Source organism: Mycobacterium shottsii, assembly GCF_010728525.1.
Lineage (GTDB): Bacteria > Actinomycetota > Actinomycetes > Mycobacteriales > Mycobacteriaceae > Mycobacterium > Mycobacterium marinum.
The window spans coordinates 742246-763906 of sequence record NZ_AP022572.1 but is presented as its reverse complement, the minus strand read 5'-3'; the positions used below and the strand labels follow the sequence as shown (position 1 = coordinate 763906).

General features: G+C 64.1%; 17 protein-coding genes and 2 pseudogenes. 13 read left to right on the top strand and 6 right to left on the bottom strand.

Features of this window, described 5'->3' with window-relative positions; translation table 11 throughout:
• The first annotated feature begins 420 nt into the window (after positions 1-420).
• The 8 genes and pseudogenes from G6N41_RS03640 (at position 421) to rraA (ending at position 5776) form a co-directional block, all read left to right on the top strand.
• Positions 421-1044, top strand: a complete 624-nt coding sequence (locus G6N41_RS03640) for a superoxide dismutase (protein ID WP_015357664.1) — start codon at positions 421-423, stop codon at positions 1042-1044.
• Positions 1045-1260: 216 nt separating this feature from the next.
• Positions 1261-1795: pseudogene (locus G6N41_RS03635) on the top strand (peptidase).
• 253 nt (positions 1796-2048) lie between these two features.
• On the top strand, positions 2049-2753 hold the full coding sequence (locus G6N41_RS03630; protein ID WP_198967706.1) for a TMEM165/GDT1 family protein: 705 nt from the start codon (positions 2049-2051) through the stop codon (positions 2751-2753).
• Between the two features lie 462 nt (positions 2754-3215).
• Complete coding sequence (locus G6N41_RS03625; protein WP_198966625.1) at positions 3216-3614, top strand: transcriptional regulator; 399 nt, start codon at positions 3216-3218, stop codon at positions 3612-3614.
• 124 nt (positions 3615-3738) lie between these two features.
• Complete coding sequence (locus tag G6N41_RS03620) at positions 3739-4395, top strand: DUF6474 family protein (protein WP_198966624.1); 657 nt, start codon at positions 3739-3741, stop codon at positions 4393-4395.
• Positions 4396-4479: 84 nt separating this feature from the next.
• Positions 4480-4719: a hypothetical protein gene (locus G6N41_RS03615; RefSeq protein ID WP_020785528.1), complete on the top strand. Its 240-nt coding sequence runs from the start codon at positions 4480-4482 to the stop codon at positions 4717-4719.
• A gap of 115 nt (positions 4720-4834) precedes the next feature.
• Complete coding sequence (locus G6N41_RS03610) at positions 4835-5275, top strand: Rv3852 family protein (RefSeq protein ID WP_198966623.1); 441 nt, start codon at positions 4835-4837, stop codon at positions 5273-5275.
• A 3-nt stretch (positions 5276-5278) separates the two neighbouring features.
• Positions 5279-5776 (top strand): ribonuclease E activity regulator RraA, encoded by a 498-nt coding sequence (rraA, locus tag G6N41_RS03605; RefSeq protein ID WP_198966622.1) that lies wholly within the window; start codon positions 5279-5281, stop codon positions 5774-5776.
• A gap of 7 nt (positions 5777-5783) precedes the next feature.
• On the opposite strand, the gene G6N41_RS03600 is transcribed toward rraA, so the two are convergent.
• On the bottom strand, positions 5784-7253 hold the full coding sequence (locus G6N41_RS03600) for a flavin-containing monooxygenase (RefSeq protein ID WP_198966621.1): 1470 nt from the start codon (positions 7251-7253) through the stop codon (positions 5784-5786).
• A gap of 75 nt (positions 7254-7328) precedes the next feature.
• On the opposite strand from G6N41_RS03600, the gene G6N41_RS03595 reads away from it, so the two are divergent.
• A complete protein-coding gene (locus G6N41_RS03595) occupies positions 7329-7976 on the top strand; it encodes a TetR/AcrR family transcriptional regulator (protein WP_198966620.1) in 648 nt (215 codons plus the stop codon).
• A gap of 31 nt (positions 7977-8007) precedes the next feature.
• Positions 8008-9207: a DNA polymerase IV gene (gene dinB / locus G6N41_RS03590; protein WP_198966619.1), complete on the top strand. Its 1200-nt coding sequence runs from the start codon at positions 8008-8010 to the stop codon at positions 9205-9207.
• On the opposite strand, the gene G6N41_RS03585 is transcribed toward dinB, so the two are convergent.
• Positions 9196-10203, bottom strand: a complete 1008-nt coding sequence (locus tag G6N41_RS03585; protein WP_198966618.1) for a PHP domain-containing protein — start codon at positions 10201-10203, stop codon at positions 9196-9198. The genes dinB and G6N41_RS03585 overlap by 12 nt on opposite strands.
• Before the next feature lie 10 nt (positions 10204-10213).
• Positions 10214-10645 carry a hypothetical protein gene (locus G6N41_RS03580; protein WP_012396907.1) on the bottom strand — a complete coding sequence of 144 codons (432 nt, stop codon included), beginning with the start codon at positions 10643-10645 and terminating at the stop codon, positions 10214-10216.
• 200 nt (positions 10646-10845) lie between these two features.
• On the opposite strand from G6N41_RS03580, the gene G6N41_RS03575 reads away from it, so the two are divergent.
• Entirely contained in the window at positions 10846-11097 is a 252-nt protein-coding gene (locus G6N41_RS03575) for a hypothetical protein (RefSeq protein ID WP_198966617.1), read from the top strand.
• Positions 11098-11309: 212 nt separating this feature from the next.
• The gene (locus G6N41_RS03570) at positions 11310-12002 is read left to right on the top strand and encodes an esterase (RefSeq protein ID WP_198966616.1); all 693 of its coding nucleotides are present in this window, start codon (positions 11310-11312) and stop codon (positions 12000-12002) included.
• Between the two features lie 13 nt (positions 12003-12015).
• On the opposite strand, the gene G6N41_RS03565 is transcribed toward G6N41_RS03570, so the two are convergent.
• On the bottom strand, positions 12016-12936 hold the full coding sequence (locus G6N41_RS03565) for a universal stress protein (protein WP_198966615.1): 921 nt from the start codon (positions 12934-12936) through the stop codon (positions 12016-12018).
• Positions 12937-13199: 263 nt separating this feature from the next.
• On the opposite strand from G6N41_RS03565, the pseudogene G6N41_RS03560 reads away from it, so the two are divergent.
• A pseudogene (locus G6N41_RS03560) lies at positions 13200-14055 on the top strand (LLM class F420-dependent oxidoreductase).
• A 367-nt stretch (positions 14056-14422) separates the two neighbouring features.
• Here the strand turns inward: G6N41_RS03560 and G6N41_RS03555 are convergent.
• Both G6N41_RS03555 and gltB read right to left on the bottom strand, forming a co-directional pair.
• Positions 14423-15889: a glutamate synthase subunit beta gene (locus G6N41_RS03555; RefSeq protein ID WP_198966614.1), complete on the bottom strand. Its 1467-nt coding sequence runs from the start codon at positions 15887-15889 to the stop codon at positions 14423-14425.
• On the bottom strand, positions 15882-20465 hold the full coding sequence (gene gltB / locus G6N41_RS03550; RefSeq protein ID WP_198966613.1) for a glutamate synthase large subunit: 4584 nt from the start codon (positions 20463-20465) through the stop codon (positions 15882-15884). The genes G6N41_RS03555 and gltB overlap by 8 nt, the downstream gene beginning before the upstream one ends.
• Between the last annotated feature and the right edge of the window lie 1196 nt (positions 20466-21661).

The window sequence follows — 21661 nt, the reverse complement described above, 5'->3', positions numbered from 1 at the left end:
CGACCCGCCAAGGCAAGAATTTTTCAAGCCGGGCACCAGGGGTTATGATCGCGGACGCCAGGTTCAGTGTGAGTCACCTCACTGTTGGAGGTGACCGTGCAGGTGAAAGGCGCTCGATGGCGACACATTCCTACGGCTCCGGGTCGACTCCCTCACCGAAGTCGCACTCCGGATCGCCCACCTGGAATCACGCCTACGTCATAGCCGCCCTGCGTGCGGGCCTGATTGCGCTGGCATTACTGGGAGTTCTCGCCCTCATCGTCTTGTATTAGATCCCCGACCAACCGGGTACCCGGCAGTATCAGCACGGTGGGGCGTCCTTGCGGCGCGAGCGCTCATGAAGCAGGGTTAACTACTGCAGCCCGCTGCGTGGCGGTCCCCACGCGAATGACTTATCGGACGATCGAAGGAAGGAATGCCGTGGCTGAATACACCTTGCCCGATTTGGACTGGGACTACGGAGCTCTGGAACCCCACATCTCAGGTCAGATCAACGAGCTTCACCACAGTAAGCACCACGCCACCTACGTCAAGGGTGCCAATGACGCCGTCACCAAACTCGAGGAAGCGCGCGCCAAGGAAGACCACTCGACGATCCTGCTGAACGAGAAGAACCTCGCTTTCAACCTCGCCGGCCACGTCAACCACACCATCTGGTGGAAGAACCTCTCCCCCAACGGTGGCGACAAGCCCACCGGTGAACTCGCCGCGGCCATCGATGAGGCGTTTGGGTCGTTCGACAAGTTTCGGGCACAGTTCCACGCCGCCGCGACCACCGTGCAGGGGTCGGGTTGGGCAGCGTTGGGCTGGGACACCCTCGGCAACAAGCTGCTGATCTTCCAGGTCTACGACCACCAGACCAACTTCCCGCTGGGCATTGTCCCGCTGCTGCTGCTCGACATGTGGGAGCACGCGTTCTATCTGCAGTACAAGAATGTGAAGGTCGACTTCGCCAAGGCATTCTGGAATGTCGTCAACTGGGCCGACGTACAGTCGCGCTACGACGCCGCCACCTCGAAAACTCGAGGATTAATCTTCGGCTGACTCGAATACCCAAAGGCTTGGGCGCCGCGAACACCATTGCGCGGCGCCCTTGCGTTTTAACCGGGCCTTAATATTTCGCGCTTACGAACACCGCTGAACGCCCGCCGTGTCGAGTTGCACGGCGCCAAAACCCCGCGCATGCTTGATCATTCGAGCTACCATTTATTCGAGCTACCAGCGTGGTTATTTCGGATGGAGGCGTCAACGGAGGGCGAGATGGATGCTGGGTCAGATGGGCCTATCGGTGTTGCACCCTTTCATTCTCGTGGTTCGCTGAAAGGGTTTGTCATCTCCGGGCGTTGGCCTGATTCAACGAAAGAATGGGCTCAACTGTTGATGGTCGCCGTGCGCGTCGCATCTTTGCCCGGGTTGCTTTCGACCACCACGGTATTCGGGGCGCGCGAGGAATTGCCCGATGAGCCCGAGCCCGGCACCGTCGGACTGGTGCTGGCCGAGGGCACGGTGTTCGGCGAATCCGCGATCCAGCCGGGATACTTCGCCGATCATCAGCCCCCCCGCACTGCTCATGTTGCATCCGCCGTCAGAAACCACGCCGTCGCTGCCGGAGTGCACCGGCGCCGCCTCGGGCTGTGTGCTGCTACCGGGGTTGCCGTATCTGGGATTGGAACATCGGGCGGCGTGGGTGGAGGCCGAAGCCGACGGAACCATCACATCGATGGTCAGCCGCGTCGGCGTTGACCCCATCAGCCATCCCGACACCGCAATTCTGGCGATGCTGCTTGCCGCATAAGGAGATTCGAACCAATAAGTTCGCGCGCCGAATCGACGGATACGGCCGCCCGAACTTCACCGCCACGGTGGCGCGCATCGAATCCGGCCGCTAGCCTGGGAAACTGTTAGCGAAGGGGAGTAGCCCCGAATCGTTGGGTCGACATACTGGCGCACAGCCCGGCCCGCGAACCGTCACACCGGACGGTGGGCGAGACCTTCGACCGATGTTCGATGACCGGACGGTCATCGGCACGTGTCGAGAGGTCGCCCGCATGCTTTCCGCCACAATGCTGAGTCTCGGAGTGGTTTTCCTTGCCGAGCTGGGCGACAGATCGCAGCTGATCACGATGACCTACGCGTTGCGGTACCGCTGGTGGGTGGTGCTGACCGGGGTAGCGATCGCATCCGTCACCATGCATGGTGTCTCGGTGGCGGTCGGCCACTTTCTGGGCACCACGGTGCCGGCCCGGCCGATGGCGTTTGTGGGAGCGATCGCCTTCCTGATATTCGCGGGCTGGGCCTGGCGCGAAGGCCGGGAAGACCCGGCCGGCGCCGACGAGGTCGCGCATCTGCCCAACCCCCGATTCGCGCTGCTCACCGTGGTGTCGTCGTTTGTCCTGGCCGAGCTCAGCGACAAGACAACCCTGGCCACGGTCACCTTGGCCAGCGATCACAACTGGGCCGGCGTATGGATCGGCACCACCTTGGGCATGATCGTGGCCGACGGCCTGGCAATAGGTGTCGGACTACTGCTGCATCACCGGCTGCCCGAACAGCTGCTGCATCTGCTGGCCAGCCTGCTGTTCCTGCTTTTCGGCTTGTGGATGCTGTTCGAGGGGGCGCTGGGATGGCGCTCGGTCGCCATCGGTGTGACCGCGGCGGTGGCGCTGGCCGCCGCTGCCGGAGCCGCGGCGCAAACTCTCCGGCGGCGCCGCAGCGCCGCCGCACTCGACACGAATTCACCCTCGGGCCGGTAGCCAACACCAACCGGCATCCACCGGGCTCCGACCATCCCGACCACCGCCCCCGACATCGTCGCACCGGTCCGCCGCCCGCCCCGGTTCCGTGCTGTCACCCGCCGAGCCTTCATGGACAGCAAAGCGCCCAATCCGACGTCCGCCATTGGCGTCTGGTTGCCCAGAATCGAGCGCGTTCCGCCGACGGGGAGCACCTTTGTTCCTTGCCAGCGCCGGTGCGCGTGGACCTTCGATCCCATCCGGACGCCGTATTCTGCGGATAACCTGTGAAATTCGTTCATCTTATGGACACCCCACCGAATCGGTTGGACGCTCGTCGGAGGCGGCTTGGGCACCTGTCCGACGCACCGGCACCCAATCGCCTCAGGTTTGCACTTGGTTGTTGACATAACTGTCGCTACCATGATCAGCAAATACATATAGATAAGCGTTCAATTTTGCAGCCCGGTGGAGGTCATATCGATGAGCACGACGTTCGCTGCCCGCCTGAACCGTCTGTTTGACACGGTGTACCCACCCGGACGGGGGCCGCATACCTCCGCCGAGGTGATTGCGGCGCTCAAGGCGGAGGGCGTCACGATGTCGGCTCCTTATCTATCGCAGCTACGCTCCGGCAACCGCACAAACCCTTCCACCGCGACCATGGCCGCCCTCGCCAACTTCTTTCGCATCAAGTCGGCCTATTTCACCGATGACGAGTACTACGAAAACCTCGATCAGGAACTGCAGTGGCTGGCCACGATGCGTGACGACGGCGTGCGCCGCATCGCCGTTCGTTCCCAAGGGTTGTCCACCCAAGCGCAGCAGGAGATCGTGGAGCGAATCGAAGAACTCCGCCGGACGGACCGCCTCGACGCTTAACGCGATTACCGCAGGGCCGGTCCCCCGACCTGAGGGATTGCCGACGCCCCTCCCGGATTAGGGTTGGGCCCAGCGAGCGCGCACGCACCGCGATAGTCCACAAGATACCGGGAGGCGGCCGGGAATGGGCCTGTTCCGCAAGCGAAAGAGCCGCGCGACGCGTCGCGCCGAAGCCCGCGCGATCAAGGCCCGCGCCAAGCTGGAAGCCAAACTGTCCGCCAAGAATGAGGCGCGCCGCATCAAGTCCGCGCGGAAGGCGACCGACAAGGCGCTCAAGGCGCAGCTCAAGGCGCAGCGCGACAGCGACCGGGCGGCATTGAAGGTCGCCGAGACCCAACTCAAGGCGGCGCGCGAGGGCAAGTTCCTCTCGCCCGCTCGAATCCGCCGGACACTGACGGTGTCTCGATTACTCGCCCCGATCCTTGCGCCGGTGATGTATCGCGCGGCCATCGCGGCCCGCGGACTGCTGGATCAACGGCGGGCAGACCAGCTCGGGGTGCCGCTGGCTCAGATCGGACAGTTCTCGGGCGACGGCGCACAGCTGTCCGCCCGGGTGTCCGGTTGTGAGCGGTCGCTGCGGATTGTGCAGGAAAAGAAGCCGAAGGACGCGGAGACCAAGCAGTTCGTCTCGGCCATCAGCGAGCAGCTCGCCGAACTCTCGGCCGCTATCACAGCAGCCGAGAACATGCCGGCCCAGCGGCGTCGAGCCGCGCATTCCGCGATCTCCTCGCAACTCGACGGCATCGAGGCGGACCTGATGGCGCGTCTAGGGCTAGCCTGAGTCAGCATGCCGGTCCTGCGCAGTTGGGTTTCGAGCAGCCGTGTTCAGTCACGAGCCAGATATTCGCGTGGTGTGGTTGCGCAGGTGCTCGGGAAGTTGCGGTTCGCGCCGTTATTGGTCGCCATCACGATTGTCGTCGCGCTGCCGGTTCCGGCGGCATCCGCGCAGGCTGGAGGCATGGCGGCGCACGAATCGGTGACCGTCGGCGCCAGTGGTGATGGCGGTGGCGATTCGGGCGAGGACCTGCCCGCCTGGCCGTTCGCGGTGGGAGTGGTCGCTGCGGTAGGCGCGGCAGCGCTGTGGGCTACGCGGCGCCGGCCGTAGCGGCTTGGGCCGGCGACCTGGTAGGCGAGGCAGACGACGAACCGTGTCCTGGCATGATGGACCCGAGTGTTTCGCGATCTAGTGAGCAATGAGGAAGCTGCAAAGGAGCGGCCGCATGGCAGACCCGCAGGATCGACCCGACGGCGAACCCGACGCGACAACGGGACAGCCGGCCAAGAAGCCGCCCGCCGACAAGGCTGCGAAGACACCGGCCAAGAAGACACCTGCGAAGAAGACGCCGGCCAAAAAGGCCCCCGCCAAAAAGGCACCGGCCAAAAAGGCCCCGGCGACCAAGCCGCCCGCGCAAAGCCCCGAACCGGCCCCGCAACCGACCGCGCTGGCCAACGTTTCACAGCAACAACCGAGCACCAACGGCCAACTCGCCGAAGCCGCTAAGGATGCGGCCGCACAAGCTAAGTCGACGGTGGACCGCGCCAACAACCCACTTCCCCGGGTCGCCGATGAGCAACCAAGCCACTCCACCGTTCCGCTGGTCGCCGCAATCGCATTGAGCCTGTTGGCGATGCTGCTGATCCGCCAGCTGCGCCGGCGCTGATCGATGGGAAACGTGGCGTTTCGGCCATCGGCCGATCTCGTTGACGACATCGGACCCGATGTGCGCAGCTGTGATCTTCAATTCCGCCAGTTCGGTGGCCGCGCCGAGTTCGCCGGACCGATCAGCACCGTGCGGTGTTTTCAGGACAACGCGCTGCTGAAATCGGTGCTCTCGCAGCCGGGTGAGGGCGGGGTGCTGGTGATCGACGGTGCCGGCTCCCTGCATACCGCCCTGGTCGGTGATGTCATCGCCGAACTGGCGCGCTCCAACGGCTGGGCGGGATTGGTGGTGCACGGCGCGGTCCGCGATTCGGCCGCACTGCGTGGCATTGACATTGGCATCAAGGCACTGGGCACCAATCCGCGCAAGAGCACCAAGACGGGGTCGGGTGAACGCGACGCCGAAATCACGCTGGGCGGTGTCACGTTCGCGCCGGGCGAGATCGCCTACAGCGACGACGACGGCATCGTGGTCGTCGCCGCCGTCGCAACCGAATCCTGAATCGCGGCTAAACCGGCACTGCGACCGGCTTTTTGGCGAATCGCAAACCCTCGTCGTCGATCTTGCCGCGGCGAATCAGATGAATATCGCGCAGATAGTTCTGGTTGAGTCGCCACGGCTTGCGTGAACCCTGCTTGGGAAGTTCGTCGATCACGCGCAGCACATAGCCCGGAGTGAACTCCATGAAGGGACATTCCTGCACATCCGAACCCGGGCGCTCCACGACGACGGAGTCATAGTCATTGGCGTCCATGTAGTTGAGCAGACGGCAAACGAACTCCGACACCAGATCCGCCTTCAGTGTCCACGACGTGTTGGTGTAGCCAACGGTGTAGGCCATGTTGGGCAGGCCGGAAAGCATCATGCCCTTGTAGGCCATCGCCTTGGTGAGATCCACCGACTCTCCGTCCACGATGACCGCCGCCCCGCCGAAGAGCTGCAGGTTCAAACCCGTTGCGGTGACGATGATGTCGGCCGGCAGCTGCTGGCCCGAGTTGAGCCGGATGCCGGTCGGCGTGAACCGGTCGATCGTGTCGGTGACCACATCGACCTGTCCGTGGCGAATGGCCCTGAACAAGTCGCCGTTGGGCACCAGGCATAGCCGCTGGTCCCATGGGTTGTAGTGCGGGCCGAAATGCTTTCGCACGTCATAGCCTTCGGGCAACTGACGCTGGGCCAGTCCCATGAAGTTCTTCCGCATTCGCCGCGGCCACTTGCGGCAGGCTCCGTATACGGCGGCCTGGCGCAGCACGTTCTTCCACCGCACCATGGCGTAGGCCATGTTCTCGGGAAGCCAGCGGTTGAGGCGCTCAGCGATGCTGTCCCGTTCTGGCTGGGAGACGATGTAGGTCGGCGAGCGCTGCAGCATCGTGACGTGCTTGGCCCCCGAGTTCGCCAGCGCCGGGACCAGAGTGACCGCGGTGGCACCGCTGCCGATCACGACGACGTTCTTGCCGTCATAGTCGAGGTCTTCGGGCCAGTGCTGCGGATGGATGATCGAGCCGGCGAAGTCCTGCGCACCGGCGAAGTTCGGGGTGTAGCCCTGGTCGTAGTTGTAGTAGCCGCTGCAGAGAAACAGGAACGAACAGGTGACGGCGCTCATGGCTCCGTTGCTCTCGATCTGCAGCGTCCAGCGGTTCTGCGCGTTCGACCAGTCCGCGCTGATGACTTTCTGGTTGAGCCGGATGTGCTTGTCGATGCCGTACTTGGCCGCCGTGCCTTTGACGTATTCGAGGATCGGCTTGCCGTCGGCGATGGCCTGGCGCTCGGTCCACGGACGAAAGCGGAAGCCCAGCGTGTGCATATCGGAGTCGGATCGGATGCCGGGGTAGCGGAACAGATCCCAGGTGCCACCCATGGCGGCGCGCTTCTCCAGGATCGCGTAAGACTTGGTCGGACAGCGGTCTTGAAGATGCCAGGCTGCACTCACGCCGGAGATACCCGCCCCAACGATCACGACGTCAAGATGCTCAGTCATGGCGCCACGCTATCAACGCTGTGTTGAGTCCGTCAACGGAGTGTCGAAACTCTCGACGCGCGGTAAGCTGCCGTGGTGTCTACTTCCACTGCCGGTCAGGCATCGCTGAGCCGGGGCCGCCGGAGCGCGCGACCATCCGGTGATGAGCGGGAGCTGGCGATCCTCAACACGGCCGAAAAGCTGCTCGAGGACAGTCCGATGGTCGACATCTCGGTCGACGACCTGGCCAAGGGAGCCGGCATCTCCCGTCCCACCTTCTACTTCTATTTCCCGTCCAAGGAAGCGGTGTTGCTGACCTTGCTGGACCGGGTGGTCAATGAGGCCGACGCGGCCTTGGACAACCTCGCCCAGGCACCCGACGTCGACCACGTAACGATGTGGCGCAACGGAATCAACGTGTTCTTCGAGACCTTCGGATCGCACCGGGCGGTCGTCCAGGGAGGTCAGGGCGTCCGAAGTATCAGCGCCGAAGTCCGGGAGCTGTGGTCGACATTCATGCAGAAGTGGATCGCCTATACCGCCAAGATCATCGAGTCCGAGCGCGAACGGGGCGCCGCGCCGGTGACGCTGCCCGCCCTGGAACTGGCCACCGCACTCAACCTGATGAACGAGCGGACTTTGTCGGCGTCGTTCCTGGCTGAGGAGCCGTCCGTGCCGGAGACACATGTGGTCGACACCCTGGTGCATGTCTGGGTCAGCAGCATCTACGGCGAGGCTCGCTAACCAGGAACTTGTCGGTCCGCGGTGCGAACATATGTTCGTGCGCGGCGATACCTCCATCCTGCACGCGGACCTGGATTCGTTCTACGCGTCCGTCGAGCGGCGTGACGACCCCTCGTTGCGGGGTCGGCCGGTGATCGTCGGCGGCGGTGTCGTGCTGGCGGCGAGCTATGAGGCCAAGGCATACGGGGTCCGCACCGCGATGGGCGGAACTCAGGCACGGCGGCTGTGCCCGCAGGCCGTGGTGGTGCCACCGCGTATGCGCGCCTACATGCGGGCCAGTGCTGCCGTGTTCGAGGTGTTCCGCGACTGCACTCCACTGGTGGAGCCGCTTTCGGTGGATGAGGCGTTTCTCGATGTGGCCGGCTTGCGCCGGGTCTCGGGCACACCGGTGCAGATCGCGGCGCGGCTGCGGGAAGACGTACGCGGGCGGGTCGGGCTGCCCATCACCGTCGGCGTGGCGCGGACGAAGTTTCTGGCCAAAGTCGCCAGCCAAGAGGCCAAGCCGGACGGCTTGCTGCTGGTGCCGCCGGAAGATGAGCTGGCATTCCTGCACCCCCTGCCGGTGCGCCGGCTCTGGGGAGTGGGCGCCAAGACTGCCGCGAAACTGCAGTCGCACGGCCTGTGCACCGTCGCCGACGTCGCCGAGCTCAGCGAATCGGCACTGAGCTCGATGCTGGGTGCGGCGATGGGGCGCCAGCTGTATGCCCTGTCCCGCAACATCGATCGGCGCCGGGTGAGCACCGGTGTGCGACGGCGTTCGGTGGGCGCCCGGCGCGCACTGGGGCGAGCGGGCAACGCCCTGTCGCCGGCGGAGTTGGACGCGGTGGTGGTCACGTTGATCGACAGAATCACGGGCCGGATGAGAGCTGCCGGCCGCACCGGCCGAACCGTGGTGCTGCGGCTGCGATTCGACGATTTCAGCCGGGCGACCCGGTCCCACACGTTGCCGTGGGCAACGTCGTTTACCCAGCCGATCCTCGCCGCGGCGCGACAGCTGGTGTGCTCGGCCGCGCCGGCTATCGCGCAGCGGGGATTGACGCTGGTCGGCTTCGCCGTGTCCAGCATCGACCCCGGCGGTGCCCAGCAACTGATGCTGCTGTTCGGCGGCGAGCCCAAGGCCATTGACGCGGCGGTGGACCGGATTCGGCGTCGATACGGCAACTCCGCGCTCACCCGCGCGGTGCTGGTGGGCCGGGCCCCGGACCAGGAGGTGCACCGTCTATCGGACTGAAGCCCAGTCGAGAAGTCTGTCGACCGGCCAGGTATTGATGATGCGATCGGCCGGAACTCCCGCGTCGAGCGCGCGCTGAGCGCCGTAGCCGAGGAAGTCCAGCTGGCCGGGTGCGTGTGCGTCGGTGTCGATGCTGAAGACACAGCCGATGTCGCGGGCCAGGTTCAGTAGCCGGGTAGGCGGATCGCGCCGCTCCGGACGCGAGTTGATCTCCACCGCGGTGCCGTGGTCACGGCAGGCGGTGAACACCGCTTCGGCGTCGAATTTGGATTCGGGCCGGATGCCACGGTTGCCCGTCACCAACCGGCCCGTGCAGTGGCCGAGCACATCGGCATGACCGTTGGAAGCGGCCCGCACCATCCGCCGAGTCATCGCCGCCGACTCCATCGAGAGCTTCGAGTGCACGCTGGCCACCACGATGTCGAGACGGTCGAGCAGCTCGGGTTCCTGGTCGAGGCTGCCGTCCTCGAGAATGTCGACCTCGATTCCGGTGAGGATGCGCATCGGGGCGAACCTCTCGCGCAGTTCGTCAATGACATCGAGCTGCCTGCGCAACCGCTCTGCCGACAGCCCGTTGGCGATCGTCAGCCGCGGCGAGTGGTCGGTTAGCGCGCAATACTCATGACCCAACGCCGCCGCGGTCTGCATCATCTCCTCGATCGGCGCCGAGCCGTCCGACCACTCCGAGTGCAGGTGCAGATCCCCACGCAGCGCGCCGCGAATCTCACCGCCGCCCAGATCTTGCGCCGCAGACCGCAGTTCGACCAGCAGATCGGGCTCCTGACCGGACCACGCTTGGCTGATGACCTTTGCGGTCTTGGGACCGATGCCCGGCAGCGACTGCCAGCTGTTGGCCCTGCCATGCCGCTGGCGCGCATCCTCGTCCAGTCTTTCGATGATGTCGGCGGCGTTGCGATAGGCGATGACCCGTCTGGGGTCCTGACGGCTTCGGTCCTTGTAGTAGGCGATCTGCCGAAGTGCGGCTACCGGATCCATGCCTTGTCGCTCACCTCAGCTGACCGACGATGAACCCCACGAAGACCACCGCGAAGCCCCCAATCTCACCCAGCATGAGCGAGACCATGAACACGCCGGTCCCCGGCACAGCAGGATCGAACTGATTCTCGGTGTCACGACGCGCGCCGTGGAAGATGTATGTCGCGATCGCAGCGACGAAAAAGAACACCATGACCATCGCCGCCGTGAGATTGAGCCACGCTGGCCAGACGCTCAGCTCGACGAAGACGGCAACCAGCAGCGTCGCGAACGCGTAGAGCAGCGCGGCCCGATGCGCGATATCGACGTAAACGTGCGCCCGGTGCCCATCGCTGACCATGACCTGCCGGTACTTCCACACTCCGAGCGCCAGGGCTAGCAGAAAGATGGCTCCCGCCGCCACCAGCGTGATGGCGGTGTCGACCCCAAGGATGTGGCTCATCGTTGTATGGAGACTAGTTGCGCCCCCGGCTTCATGGCGTTCTCCGACGTCACGCCATCGGGCACCGCGGTGGTTATGGATTTTGCATGTGTGTGACCCATTTGCTTGAACCGGCGATCACCCGGCAAATACCGTCGAATTCAGCTGCGTGACGAGTTAGTCGTCCGTGAGATACCGACAATTCTGAAGGAGAGGCCGTCATGTCGATCGTGAAGCACGAACGGCCAAACGCGGGATTCCCCATTCTGAAGCGCCCCGCGATGAGAATGGTGTTGGTTGGCGCTGCCGTCATTATCGGTTGCCTGGTTGGGGCGACACCGGCCGCCGCCAGTCCCGATGAAGTCATCGAAGAGCCCAACCCCTTCGGCGGCTTCAGCTGCAATTGTGGGCCGGCCGAGAGCCCGATCATGCCCGAGGAGATAACCCGCGGGCTAAGGGCAGGCCTCACCTAAACCGCCGGGAGCCGCACGGCCCCGCTGGCCTGCGCGCCGGTCGTCTGCTGCGCGTTAGCGGCCAAATCCAGATGATCTGCTAGCTTGGGTCACGTCGGTCACCGGGGTCCGCACCAGCTGGCCCCGCCTTGTCGTCGATGCAAATCTCGCGGCAAGCCAATCCCTTGTGTCTACGCCGTCGCGCCGCGATGTGCTCCAGGAGGAATTTCGAAATGCGTCACATCATGATGTTCGTGCTGATCACGTTTGCCACGCTCTTCGGCTCTACCGGCCTCGCCGCAGCCGCGCCACCCAAGAGCTACTGCGACGAACTCAAAGGGACCACCACCGGCGAGGTGTGCAAGATTCAGATGACCGAACCCGGCTACACCGTCGATATCAGCCTGCCAAGCAACTACCCCGACGGGAAGTCGCTGGAAAGCTTCGTCCGCGAGACGAGCGAACATTTCCTCGACAAGGCGAAATCCTCCACTGCCCGCGACGCACCCTACGAGCTCGACATCACCTCGACCAATTACGAGTCGGCGATTCCTCCGCGGGGAACGCAGAGCGTGGTGCTCAAGATTTATCAAAACGTCGGTGGCCCGCGCCCCCAAACCACATATAAGGCGTTCAATTGGGACCAGGCCTATCGCAAGCCGATCACTTGGGACAAGTTGTGGCAGCCTGAAACCGATCCGCTGAAGGTCGTTTTCCCAATCGTGGAAAGCGAATTGTTAAAGCAGTCCGAGGAGCAGGTGGTGATCGCATCCAGCGCCGGTCTGGACCCGAAGAACTACCAGAATTTCGCCATCTCCAATGACGGGATCGCGTTCTTCTTCAGCCCGGGGGAACTGCTGCCCGAAGCGGCCGGCGCTCGCCAGCATCGGGTCCCCCGCGCTGCGGTGGACCCGATGCTGGCCTAACCGCGGCTTGGCCTCAGGAGTTTGGGGGTGTGCGGGCGATGATGACCGGAATCCGTGCCGAGTTGATGACCGCTCGGCTGACCGAGCCGAGCAGCATGCCGGGGAACCCACCGCGGCCGTGGCTGCCCACAACCACAAGCTGAGCGTCGTGGGCGTGTTCGAGCAGCCGAGGTGCTGGTCGGTCGCTCACCACAACCTTGTGCGTAACCACATCGGGATAGCGTTCCTGCCAGCCGCAAAGGCGTTCCGCTAGGACTTCTTCCTCCTGGTCCTTGATGTTGCTCCACTCGATCGGCGCCCAATTGATGCTCGGGAAGTCGAGGGGACCCATGTCGGTCCAAGCGTGCAATGCCACCAATTCCGCGCCGCGCCGAGATGCCTCGTCGAAAGCGATCTCGGTGGCCAACTCCGAGGTGGGCGAGCCATCGACGCCCACCAGCACCGGCGCCTGTGCGGAACGCGGTGGCAGCGCTTCGTCGTCATGGATGATGGCAACGGGGCAATGTGCGTGGTGGGCCAGCCCAGAACTGACCGACCCCAGCAGGGCACTAGCCACCCCGCCCTGGCCGCGGCGACCCACCACGACCATCTCGGCCTGCTGGGACAGCTCCACCATGGCGGGCACGATCGCGGCATAGCGCACCTCGCTCGTGACGTGCGCTGCCCGACCCGGCGCGGCCGCGTCGACCGCCACCGCGTGGGCCTGCTGCACAATCTGGTGCGCCTGGTCTTCTCGCCAGCGTGCATAGTCGGCGGGCATCGCAACGTCTGCCCATCCGTTAGCGGGAGTCACCATGGGCGCGAAGACGTGCACCACCTTCAGCGGCACATTACGCATCTCAGCGTCCCGCGCGGCCCACTCCACCGCCAACGTGGACGCCGGCGAGCCGTCGACGCCGACCACAATTGCCGGGCTCGTGGACTCGGTCGACATAGACAACCTCCCTGCTCGCGCATCGCTACCGCATGTGGTCGACGTTCAAGCTTTGCCGGCCAACACCGACGTTAGTTAAAACGCGTGCGGGCGGCAGGAGGCGTTGGTCCCTTCTCCGTGGGCACTATTGCTCGCAGGCAAGTGTGCGAGGTTTCGCGGTCAGTAGGTCTAAAACCGCTGGCGCGCAGGGCAAGCCATACGCACGGTGACCGTTGACCTGCGCGGTCGTTTGCGGCAGTTGCGCCGCGACTACCGTCGAAGGCATGCGTTTCTCTTTCAAGACCTCACCGCAGAATACCACCTGGGAGCAGATGCTGGCGGTCTGGCAGACCGCCAGCATCTGGCATCGACGTCTACGAATCCGGTTGGACCTTCGACCACTTCTATCCGATCTTCAGCGACCCCACCGGCCCCTGCCTGGAAGGGTGGACAACGCTGACCGCGCTGGCTCAGTCCACCACCCGGCTGCGGCTAGGCACCCTGGTGACCGGCGTTCACTATCGCCATCCCGCGGTGTTGGCCAACATGGCCGCCGCACTCGACATCATTTCCCATGGGCGACTCGAGCTAGGGATTGGCGCCGGCTGGAACGAGGAGGAGTCCAGTGCCTACGGAATCGAGCTGGGCAGCGTCAAGGAACGCTTCGACCGATTCGAGGAAGCCTGCGCGGTACTGACCGGGCTGCTGAGCCAACCGAGCACCACCTTCGACGGGAAGTACTACCAGCTCGAGGACGCGCGCAACGAGCCCAAGGGCCCGCAGCGTCCGCGCCCGCCGATTTGTATCGGCGGTAGCGGGGAGAAACGTACGCTGCGGATCACCGCCCGCTATGCCCAACACTGGAATTTTGCGGGCGGAACTCCCGAGGAATTTGCTCGCAAGCGCGATGTATTGGCGGCACATTGCGCCGATATCGGGCGCGATCCGAAAGAGATCACGCTTTCAGCCCACCTGGGTTTGGCGCCGGAGCGCAACTTCGGGCAGGTGATCGAGAACGCCGCCGCGCTGGCGGCCGAGGGATTCGATCTGGGAATCGTCTATATCGCGCCACCGCATGACCCGGCCGTGCTGGAGCCGATGGCCGAGGCTATCCGCGAGTCGGGATTAATTGACGGATAAGCGATGCTTCTAATAACAACTCGATGAAGTCGAGCAAAACCGTTTGGCGCCGGCAAGTGCGCCGGGCCAGGCGCTAGACCGCGAACCGCAGCAGCTCTTCGGCCGTTGCCAGGCGCTCGTGTTTGGCAGGAAACCCGTGGCTTTTGACTGGGTGGCGAAACCATGAACAGGCGATTCGCCCCATCCTTGACCGGGGTAACGGGTTACTACGCACAGTGACACTCCCTGTGATCGGACAAACTACCTGGACCCCATGTGCGACGTCTATGTGACGGAGCCCAGATCGGCCAATTAGACACCCCGGCTCTGGCAAACCGAAAACGACGCGCCGAGCAATTATCAAATGTTTCTAATGTGGCTGTTGTGATTATTGAAGCGGTGCTGCGGTCGGTTTGATTGGGGCTGGCAACGCCGTGGAACCCATCAAATAGCGGTCCACTCCGGCCGCCGCGGCCCTGCCTTCGGCAATCGCCCAGACGATCAATGACTGGCCACGACCCATGTCTCCGGCAACAAAGACCCCCGGTGCTGAGGTCTCGAAGTCGTCGCCGCGGGCCACGTTTCCGCGGTCGGTGAGCTTGACCCCGAGGTCAGTGAGCAGACCGGGCTTCTCCGGACCAACGAAGCCCATCGCCAGCAAAACCAGGTCGGCCTCCAATTCGAAGTCTGACCCTTCGACCTTGACGAACTTGCCGTCGTGCATCGCGACTTCGTGCGCCTTGAGCGCGCGCACCCGCCCATCGTCACCGATGAACTTCTCGGTGTTGACCGAGAACACCCGCTCGCCGCCCTCTTCGTGTGCCGCGGACACCCGATACATCAGCGGGTAGGTCGGCCACGGGGTCGACGCAGCGCGGGCTTCCGGCGGACGCGGCATGATCTCGAACTGGTGAATGTTGGCCACACCTTGGCGGTGCGCGGTGCCCAGGCAGTCCGCGCCGGTGTCGCCGCCGCCGATGATGACGACCTTCTTGCCCTGTGCGGTAATCGGTGGTTGCCCGTCGGGCCCCAGCACGTCGTCGCCCTCCTGCAGCCGGTTGGCCCACAGCAAATATTCCATCGCCTGATGGACGCCATCCAGCTCCCGGCCGGGGATGGGCAGATCCCGCCACGCGGTGGCACCACCGGCCAGCACGACCGCATCAAAATCGGCGCGCAGCTGCTCGGCCGTGATATCAACCCCGACGTTGACGCCGGCCCGGAACTCGGTGCCCTCAGCCTGCATCTGCTCGAGCCGCCGATTCAGAACACGCTTTTCCATCTTGAACTCGGGGATGCCGTAGCGAAGCAGACCACCGATGCGGTCCTCACGCTCGAAGACGGTGACTTTGTGCCCGGCCCGGGTGAGCTGCTGCGCGGCCGCCAGAGCGGCCGGACCGGAGCCCACAACGGCAACCGTCTTACCGGTCAGCGTCTGCGGCGGCAGTGGCTTCACCCAGCCTTCATCGAAGGCGTTGTCGATGATTTCGAGCTCGATCTGCTTGATCGTCACCGGATCCTGGTTGATCCCGAGCACGCACGCCGGCTCGCACGGCGCCGGACATAGCCGCCCCGTGAAGTCCGGAAAGTTGTTGGTGGCATGCAGCCGTTCGATTGCATCGCGCCAACGCCCCTGGCGCACCAGGTCGTTCCATTCCGGTATCAGGTTGCCCAACGGACATCCGTTGTGGCAGAACGGAATACCGCAGTCCATGCAGCGAGTCGCCTGCTCACGCAGCGTCTCGTTGTCGAAGTCCTCGTAGACCTCGTTCCAGTCACGTAGCCGCAACGGGACGGGCCGACGGGTCGGCAGTTCGCGATGCGTGTATTTCAGGAAGCCGGTCGGGTCAGCCATGCGAAGCCGCCATGATCGCTTTGTCGATATCCACACCGTCGCGTTCGGCCTCGGCAATCGCCTGCAGCACCCGTTTGTAGTCGCGCGGCATCACCTTGACGAAATTCCGTTGCTGCTGCGGCCAGTCGGCCAGGACGCGCTGGCCCACAGCGGAATCGGTGGCATCGACGTGAGCCTGGACGATGCCGTGCACGAACTCGGAATCATCGTCATCGAGCGTCTCGACATCGACCATCTCGGTGTTCAGGTTGTCCGGCAGTTCGCCGTCGGGGTCGTAGACGTAGGCGATACCGCCCGACATTCCGGCGGCGAAGTTGCGGCCGGTCTGGCCAAGGATGACGACCCGGCCGCCGGTCATGTATTCACAACCGTGATCGCCGACGCCCTCAACCACGGCATGAGCCCCGGAGTTGCGAACCGCAAAGCGCTCACCCACCACGCCGCGCAGGAATACCTCTCCGCTGGTGGCACCAAAAAGGATCACATTTCCCCCGATGATGTTGTCTTCGGCGACATAACCCGGTGGCGCATTATCCGATGGCCGCACCACGATCCGGCCGCCCGAGAGTCCTTTGCCGACGTAGTCGTTGGCGTCGCCGTAGATGCGCAAGGTAATCCCCTTCGGCACAAACGCACCGAAGCTGTTGCCAGCGGATCCCTCGAATGTGATACCGATGCTTCCGTCCGGCAAGCCTTGGCCGCCATAGGCTTTGGTCACCTCGTGACCAAGCATGGTGCCGACCGTGCGGTTGACGTTGCTGATGGTGGTGGCGAACCTGACCGGTTTGCCGGAATCCAGCGCCTCCCTGCTCATCACGATCAGCTGCTGGTCGAGCGCCTTGTCCAGCCCGTGATCCTGGCTGGAACTGCAGTACAGGTCCTGGTTCATGAACGCCGACTCAGGCTCATGCAGCACGGGCGTCAGATCCAGCCGGTGCGCCTTCCAGTGCGCCCGCGCCAGCGTCGTGTCCAGTGCCCCCGCTTGGCCGACAGCCTCGTTGATGGTGCGGAAGCCCAACTGCGCCATGTATTCGCGCACTTCTTCGGCGATGAACATGAAGAAGTTCTCCACGAATTCGGGCTTTCCGGTGAACCGCTCCCGCAGCAACGGATTCTGGGTGGCCACGCCGACCGGACAGGTGTCGAGGTGACACACCCGCATCATGATGCAGCCGGCCACCACCAGCGGGGCGGTCGCAAAACCGAACTCCTCGCCACCGAGCAGCGTCGCGATCATCACGTCGCGCCCGGTCTTGAGCTGACCGTCCACCTGAACCACGATCCGGTCACGTAATCCGTTGAGCAGCAACGTCTGCTGCGTCTCGGCCAGACCCAGCTCCCAGGGCGCACCGGCGTGCTTCATGGACGTCAGTGGCGTCGCACCCGTACCGCCGTCGTGCCCGGAGATCAGCACCACGTCGGCGTGGGCTTTCGAGACGCCGGCGGCGACCGTCCCCACCCCGTTCTCGGAGACCAGCTTGACGTGCACCCGTGCCGATGGGTTGGCGTTCTTCAGGTCGTGGATCAGCTGCGCCAGATCCTCGATGGAGTAGATGTCGTGGTGCGGTGGCGGCGAGATCAGGCCGACACCCGGGGTGGAGTGGCGCACCTTCGCCACCCAGGGATAGACCTTGTGCCCCGGAAGTTGGCCTCCCTCACCGGGCTTGGCGCCCTGCGCCATCTTGATCTGGATATCGGTGCAGTTGGTCAGGTAATGCGAGGTGACGCCGAAACGCGCCGAGGCGACCTGCTTGATGGCGCTGCGACGCCAGTCCCCATTGGGATCCTGCTCGAATCGCCCGACGTCCTCGCCGCCTTCACCACTGTTTGACCGGCCGCCCAGCCGGTTCATGGCAATCGCCAGCGTCTCGTGCGCCTCGGCCGATATGGACCCGAAGCTCATCGCTCCGGTCGAGAAGCGCTTCACGATTTCGCTGGCGGGCTCCACCTCGTCCAGCGGTATCGGGGGCCGCACGCCGGCCCGGAACTTAAGCAGTCCGCGCAGCGAGGCCATCCGTTCGCTCTGGTCATCGACCAGGCGGGTGTACTCCTTGAAAATCTTGTATTGGCCGGTGCGGGTGGAGTGCTGAAGCTTGAAAACGGTCTCGGGGTTGAACAGGTGGTACTCGCCTTCGCGACGCCACTGGTACTCCCCACCCACTTCAAGCTCTCGGTGTGCGCGTTCGTCTGGCCGGTCCAGGTAGGCCAGCGTGTGGCGGGTGGCGGCATCGGCGGCGATGTCATCGAGGGTGATCCCGCCAGTGGCGCAGGTCAGTCCGCTGAAGTACTCGTTGAGGACTTCTTCGGACACCCCTACCGCCTGGAACAGCTGTGCCCCGGTGTAGGACGCCAGCGTCGAAATGCCCATCTTGGACATAACTTTCAACACGCCTTTGCCGGCGGCCTTGACGTAGTTGCTCAACGCGGTGTTGCGGTCGATGCCGTCGATGACCCCCCGGTCGAGCATGTCCTCGATCGACTCGAAGGCCAGATAGGGGTTCACCGCCGCTGCGCCGCAGCCGAGCAGCATCGCCATGTGATGAACCTCGCGGGCGTCGCCGGATTCGACCACCAGCCCGACCTTGGTGCGGCTGCGCTCGCGTACCAGGTGGTGATGAACCCCGGCAATTGCAAGCAAGGACGGGATCGGTGCCTTCCGCTCATCGGACTCGCGGTCCGACAACACGATGATCCGGGCGCCATCGGCGATCGCCGCCGACGCCTGGGCACGTACCTCATTCAGCGCGGCGGCCAGCCCGGCGCCACCCTCGGCGACCGGGTACAAACAACGAACCACCTTGGATTTGATCCCGTGTGGCCGCCCGTTGATCACAGTCTCGGGGTCGAGGTTGATCAGCTTGGCCAGCTCGTGGTTTCGCAGAATCGGCTGGGGCAGCTGGATTTGGTGGCAGGAGTTCTCGTCGGGGTTGAGCAGGTCACGCTCACCACCGGTGGTGCCCTGCAGGCTGGTCACCACCTCTTCGCGGATCGCGTCCAGCGGGGGGTTGGTCACCTGTGCGAATAACTGCTGGAAATAGTCGTAGAGCATCCTGGGACGCCGCGACAGCACCGCGATCGGGGTATCGGTGCCCATCGACCCGATCGGATCGGCACCGGCCCGGACCATCGGCGCCACCAGCAGGTTGAGTTCCTCGTAGGTGTAGCCGAAAACCAGCTGCCGCAGGACCACCCGCTCATGGGCCATCCGGGCGTATTCGCCCGACGGCAACTTCTCCAGCGGAATCAAGTTGTTGTCGAGCCATTCCTGATAGGGATGCTCGGCAGCCAGCTCCGCTTTGATCTCTTCGTCGGCGACGATGCGGCCTTGCGCGGTGTCGACCAAGAACATCCGGCCCGGCTGCAACCGCATCCGCTGCACCACCGTCGACGGGTCGAGGTCCAGCACGCCAGCCTCGGAGGCCATCACCACCAAGCCGTCCTCGGTGACCCAGATCCGCGACGGGCGCAAGCCGTTGCGGTCCAGCACCGCGCCGATGATGGTGCCGTCGGTGAATGTCATCGACGCCGGGCCGTCCCACGGCTCCATCAACGAGGAGTGGTACTGGTAGAACGCCCGCCTGCTCGGGTCCATGCTCGCGTGGCGTTCCCAGGCTTCCGGGATCATCATCAACACGGCATGGGCCAGGCTGCGCCCGCCCAGGTGTAGCAGTTCGAGCACCTCGTCGAAACGCGCGGTGTCAGACGCGCCCGGGGTGCAGATGGGGAACAGCTTCTCCACGTTTGCTTCGGTGCCGAAGACATCCGTCTTGATCAACGCCTCGCGGGCCCGCATCCAGTTCTCATTGCCGGTGACGGTGTTGATCTCCCCGTTGTGGGCGATGCGCCGGAAGGGATGCGCCAGCGGCCAGGACGGGAACGTGTTGGTCGAGAACCGCGAGTGCACGATCCCCAAGGCACTGGTCAGCCGATCGTCCTGCAGATCCAGGTAGAACGCCTTGAGCTGTGGGGTGGTCAACATGCCCTTGTAGACGAACGTCCGGCCGGACAAGCTGGGGAAGTACACGGTCTCCCGGCCCGGGCCGTCTTGGCCGGGGCCCTTGGTCCCCAACTCGTGCTCAGCCCGTTTGCGGATGACGTAGCAGCGCCGTTCCAGGGTCATGCCGGAGGCTCCGGCCAGGAAAACCTGGCGGAAAGTCGGCATTGCGTCGCGTGAAAGTGCGCCCAGCGACGAGTCGTCGGTGGGCACGTTGCGCCAGCCCAGCACCTGCAGGCCTTCGGCTTCGGCGATCTTCTCGGCGGCCGCGCAGGCCGCGGCCGCGTCTTTGGATGACTGCGGTAGGAAGGCGATGCCGGTGGCGTAGCTGCCCGGGGCCGGTAGCTCGAAGTCGACGACCTCCCGGAGGAATGAATCCGGGACCTGAATCAAGATGCCGGCACCGTCACCGCTGCGCGGCTCGGCACCAGCAGCGCCCCGGTGTTCCAGGTTGAGCAGCGCGGTAATCGCCTTGTCCACAATGTCGCGGCTCCGCCGGCCATGCATGTCGACCACCATGGCTACCCCACACGAATCGTGTTCGAATGCGGGGTTGTATAGCCCGACGCGCTTGGGCGTCATACCCACCTAACCCTTCAGCAGACTTAACTGCGCGGCCTCACCAGCAGCCCGTAGGCCACCTCGCCCCGACGTTGCCCGCGTTGGCCCCTTCGGTCTTGTCGATAGGCTGGACCTCGTGCGGGATGATCCAGTCAGGGATTCGTCCGTGCAGCGCTGAACGGTGCCCCTGTAACCGATCACGACAAGTCGTAAAACGATATGACAAAACCCGCCTGACATGCCAACTTACCAATGGTAACCCGCCCAGTGGCGATGCCGTACGGTCAGCGCAGCCAATGATCGAAGGCCGCGCTAACGTGCCGTTTTCCGGTGAATTATCGGCGCGTCAACCGCCGCCCCCAACCCCGCGACGAGCCACAGTAACTGCTTAGACTAATTTGCTGGACCGGCGCCGAAGCGCACTCGTCCACATCGGAGACCGCGTCACACAGCAGTCACTTCGGCAACACGTTCCACGATAAGGCGTGGCAGTTATCGTGCGGGAATTTTGGGATCACCGTGCACGCGCCATGGCCACGACGCCACGACATCCCCCGGTTGCCACCGGTCATGTTTGCGCAATATTAAGAAAAACCTAAGACTGGCGGTCCCGCTGGGCGATTCGCCCCACCCCGCCCAATAGCTAGCGGCCGATTCTGGACCGACCCCAGTTCAGCGTCCATCGACAGTCCGCGGGAGTGTGATGGGACACACCCGGCCGTGGCCGGTGAGCGCGACAACGACAACCATGACAACCACACCGCCGACTCCGGCCCGTTGGGTTTGCCTAGATCACCGCCTCTAGCGCCCGGTCCAATGCTTGTTGATCGCGCCGACACACCCACACCCCCGCGTCGCCGTGATCGCCATACGAATCGCGGGATCCAACGAGTGGGCACACCCGCGCTGTGGCGACAACCGCATTGTCTATTTAACACTTGCCCCGCCAGGTCGCCTTGACGAAATGTATCAGAAGCCGTACATATCGTTTTATTTCAGAACGTAATTCTGATTTATCTTGGAAGGCCGTTCTGCTTTCTTGGCTGAAAATTGGTGTGGGGATCACCGCATTTAGTCACCCATAATAGATATGCACGGCGGATAGAAATTTGGGCACGCCGAACGAGAATCCATTCGAGCGCACCTCCGGTAAGCCCATCGAGGCGAGCCGGCACAGCCTGAACCGCAGCAACGAGAACACCAGATCAGAAGGAACT

Excerpts from the sequence above, each read along its gene's own strand:
- G6N41_RS03630 (WP_198967706.1), top strand. The coding sequence starts at position 2,049 with ATGCTTTCCGCCACAATGCTGAGTCTCGGAGTGGTTTTCCTTGCCGAG.
- G6N41_RS03625 (WP_198966625.1), top strand. The coding sequence starts at position 3,216 with ATGAGCACGACGTTCGCTGCCCGCCTGAACCGTCTGTTTGACACGGTG.
- G6N41_RS03620 (WP_198966624.1), top strand. The coding sequence starts at position 3,739 with ATGGGCCTGTTCCGCAAGCGAAAGAGCCGCGCGACGCGTCGCGCCGAA.
- G6N41_RS03610 (WP_198966623.1), top strand. The coding sequence starts at position 4,835 with ATGGCAGACCCGCAGGATCGACCCGACGGCGAACCCGACGCGACAACG.
- rraA (WP_198966622.1), top strand. The coding sequence starts at position 5,279 with ATGGGAAACGTGGCGTTTCGGCCATCGGCCGATCTCGTTGACGACATC.
- G6N41_RS03600 (WP_198966621.1), bottom strand. The coding sequence starts at position 7,253 with ATGACTGAGCATCTTGACGTCGTGATCGTTGGGGCGGGTATCTCCGGC.
- dinB (WP_198966619.1), top strand. The coding sequence starts at position 8,008 with ATGTTCGTGCGCGGCGATACCTCCATCCTGCACGCGGACCTGGATTCG.
- G6N41_RS03585 (WP_198966618.1), bottom strand. The coding sequence starts at position 10,203 with ATGGATCCGGTAGCCGCACTTCGGCAGATCGCCTACTACAAGGACCGA.
- G6N41_RS03580 (WP_012396907.1), bottom strand. The coding sequence starts at position 10,645 with ATGAGCCACATCCTTGGGGTCGACACCGCCATCACGCTGGTGGCGGCG.
- G6N41_RS03575 (WP_198966617.1), top strand. The coding sequence starts at position 10,846 with ATGTCGATCGTGAAGCACGAACGGCCAAACGCGGGATTCCCCATTCTG.
- G6N41_RS03570 (WP_198966616.1), top strand. The coding sequence starts at position 11,310 with ATGCGTCACATCATGATGTTCGTGCTGATCACGTTTGCCACGCTCTTC.
- G6N41_RS03565 (WP_198966615.1), bottom strand. The coding sequence starts at position 12,936 with ATGTCGACCGAGTCCACGAGCCCGGCAATTGTGGTCGGCGTCGACGGC.
- G6N41_RS03555 (WP_198966614.1), bottom strand. The coding sequence starts at position 15,889 with ATGGCTGACCCGACCGGCTTCCTGAAATACACGCATCGCGAACTGCCG.
- gltB (WP_198966613.1), bottom strand. The coding sequence starts at position 20,465 with ATGACGCCCAAGCGCGTCGGGCTATACAACCCCGCATTCGAACACGAT.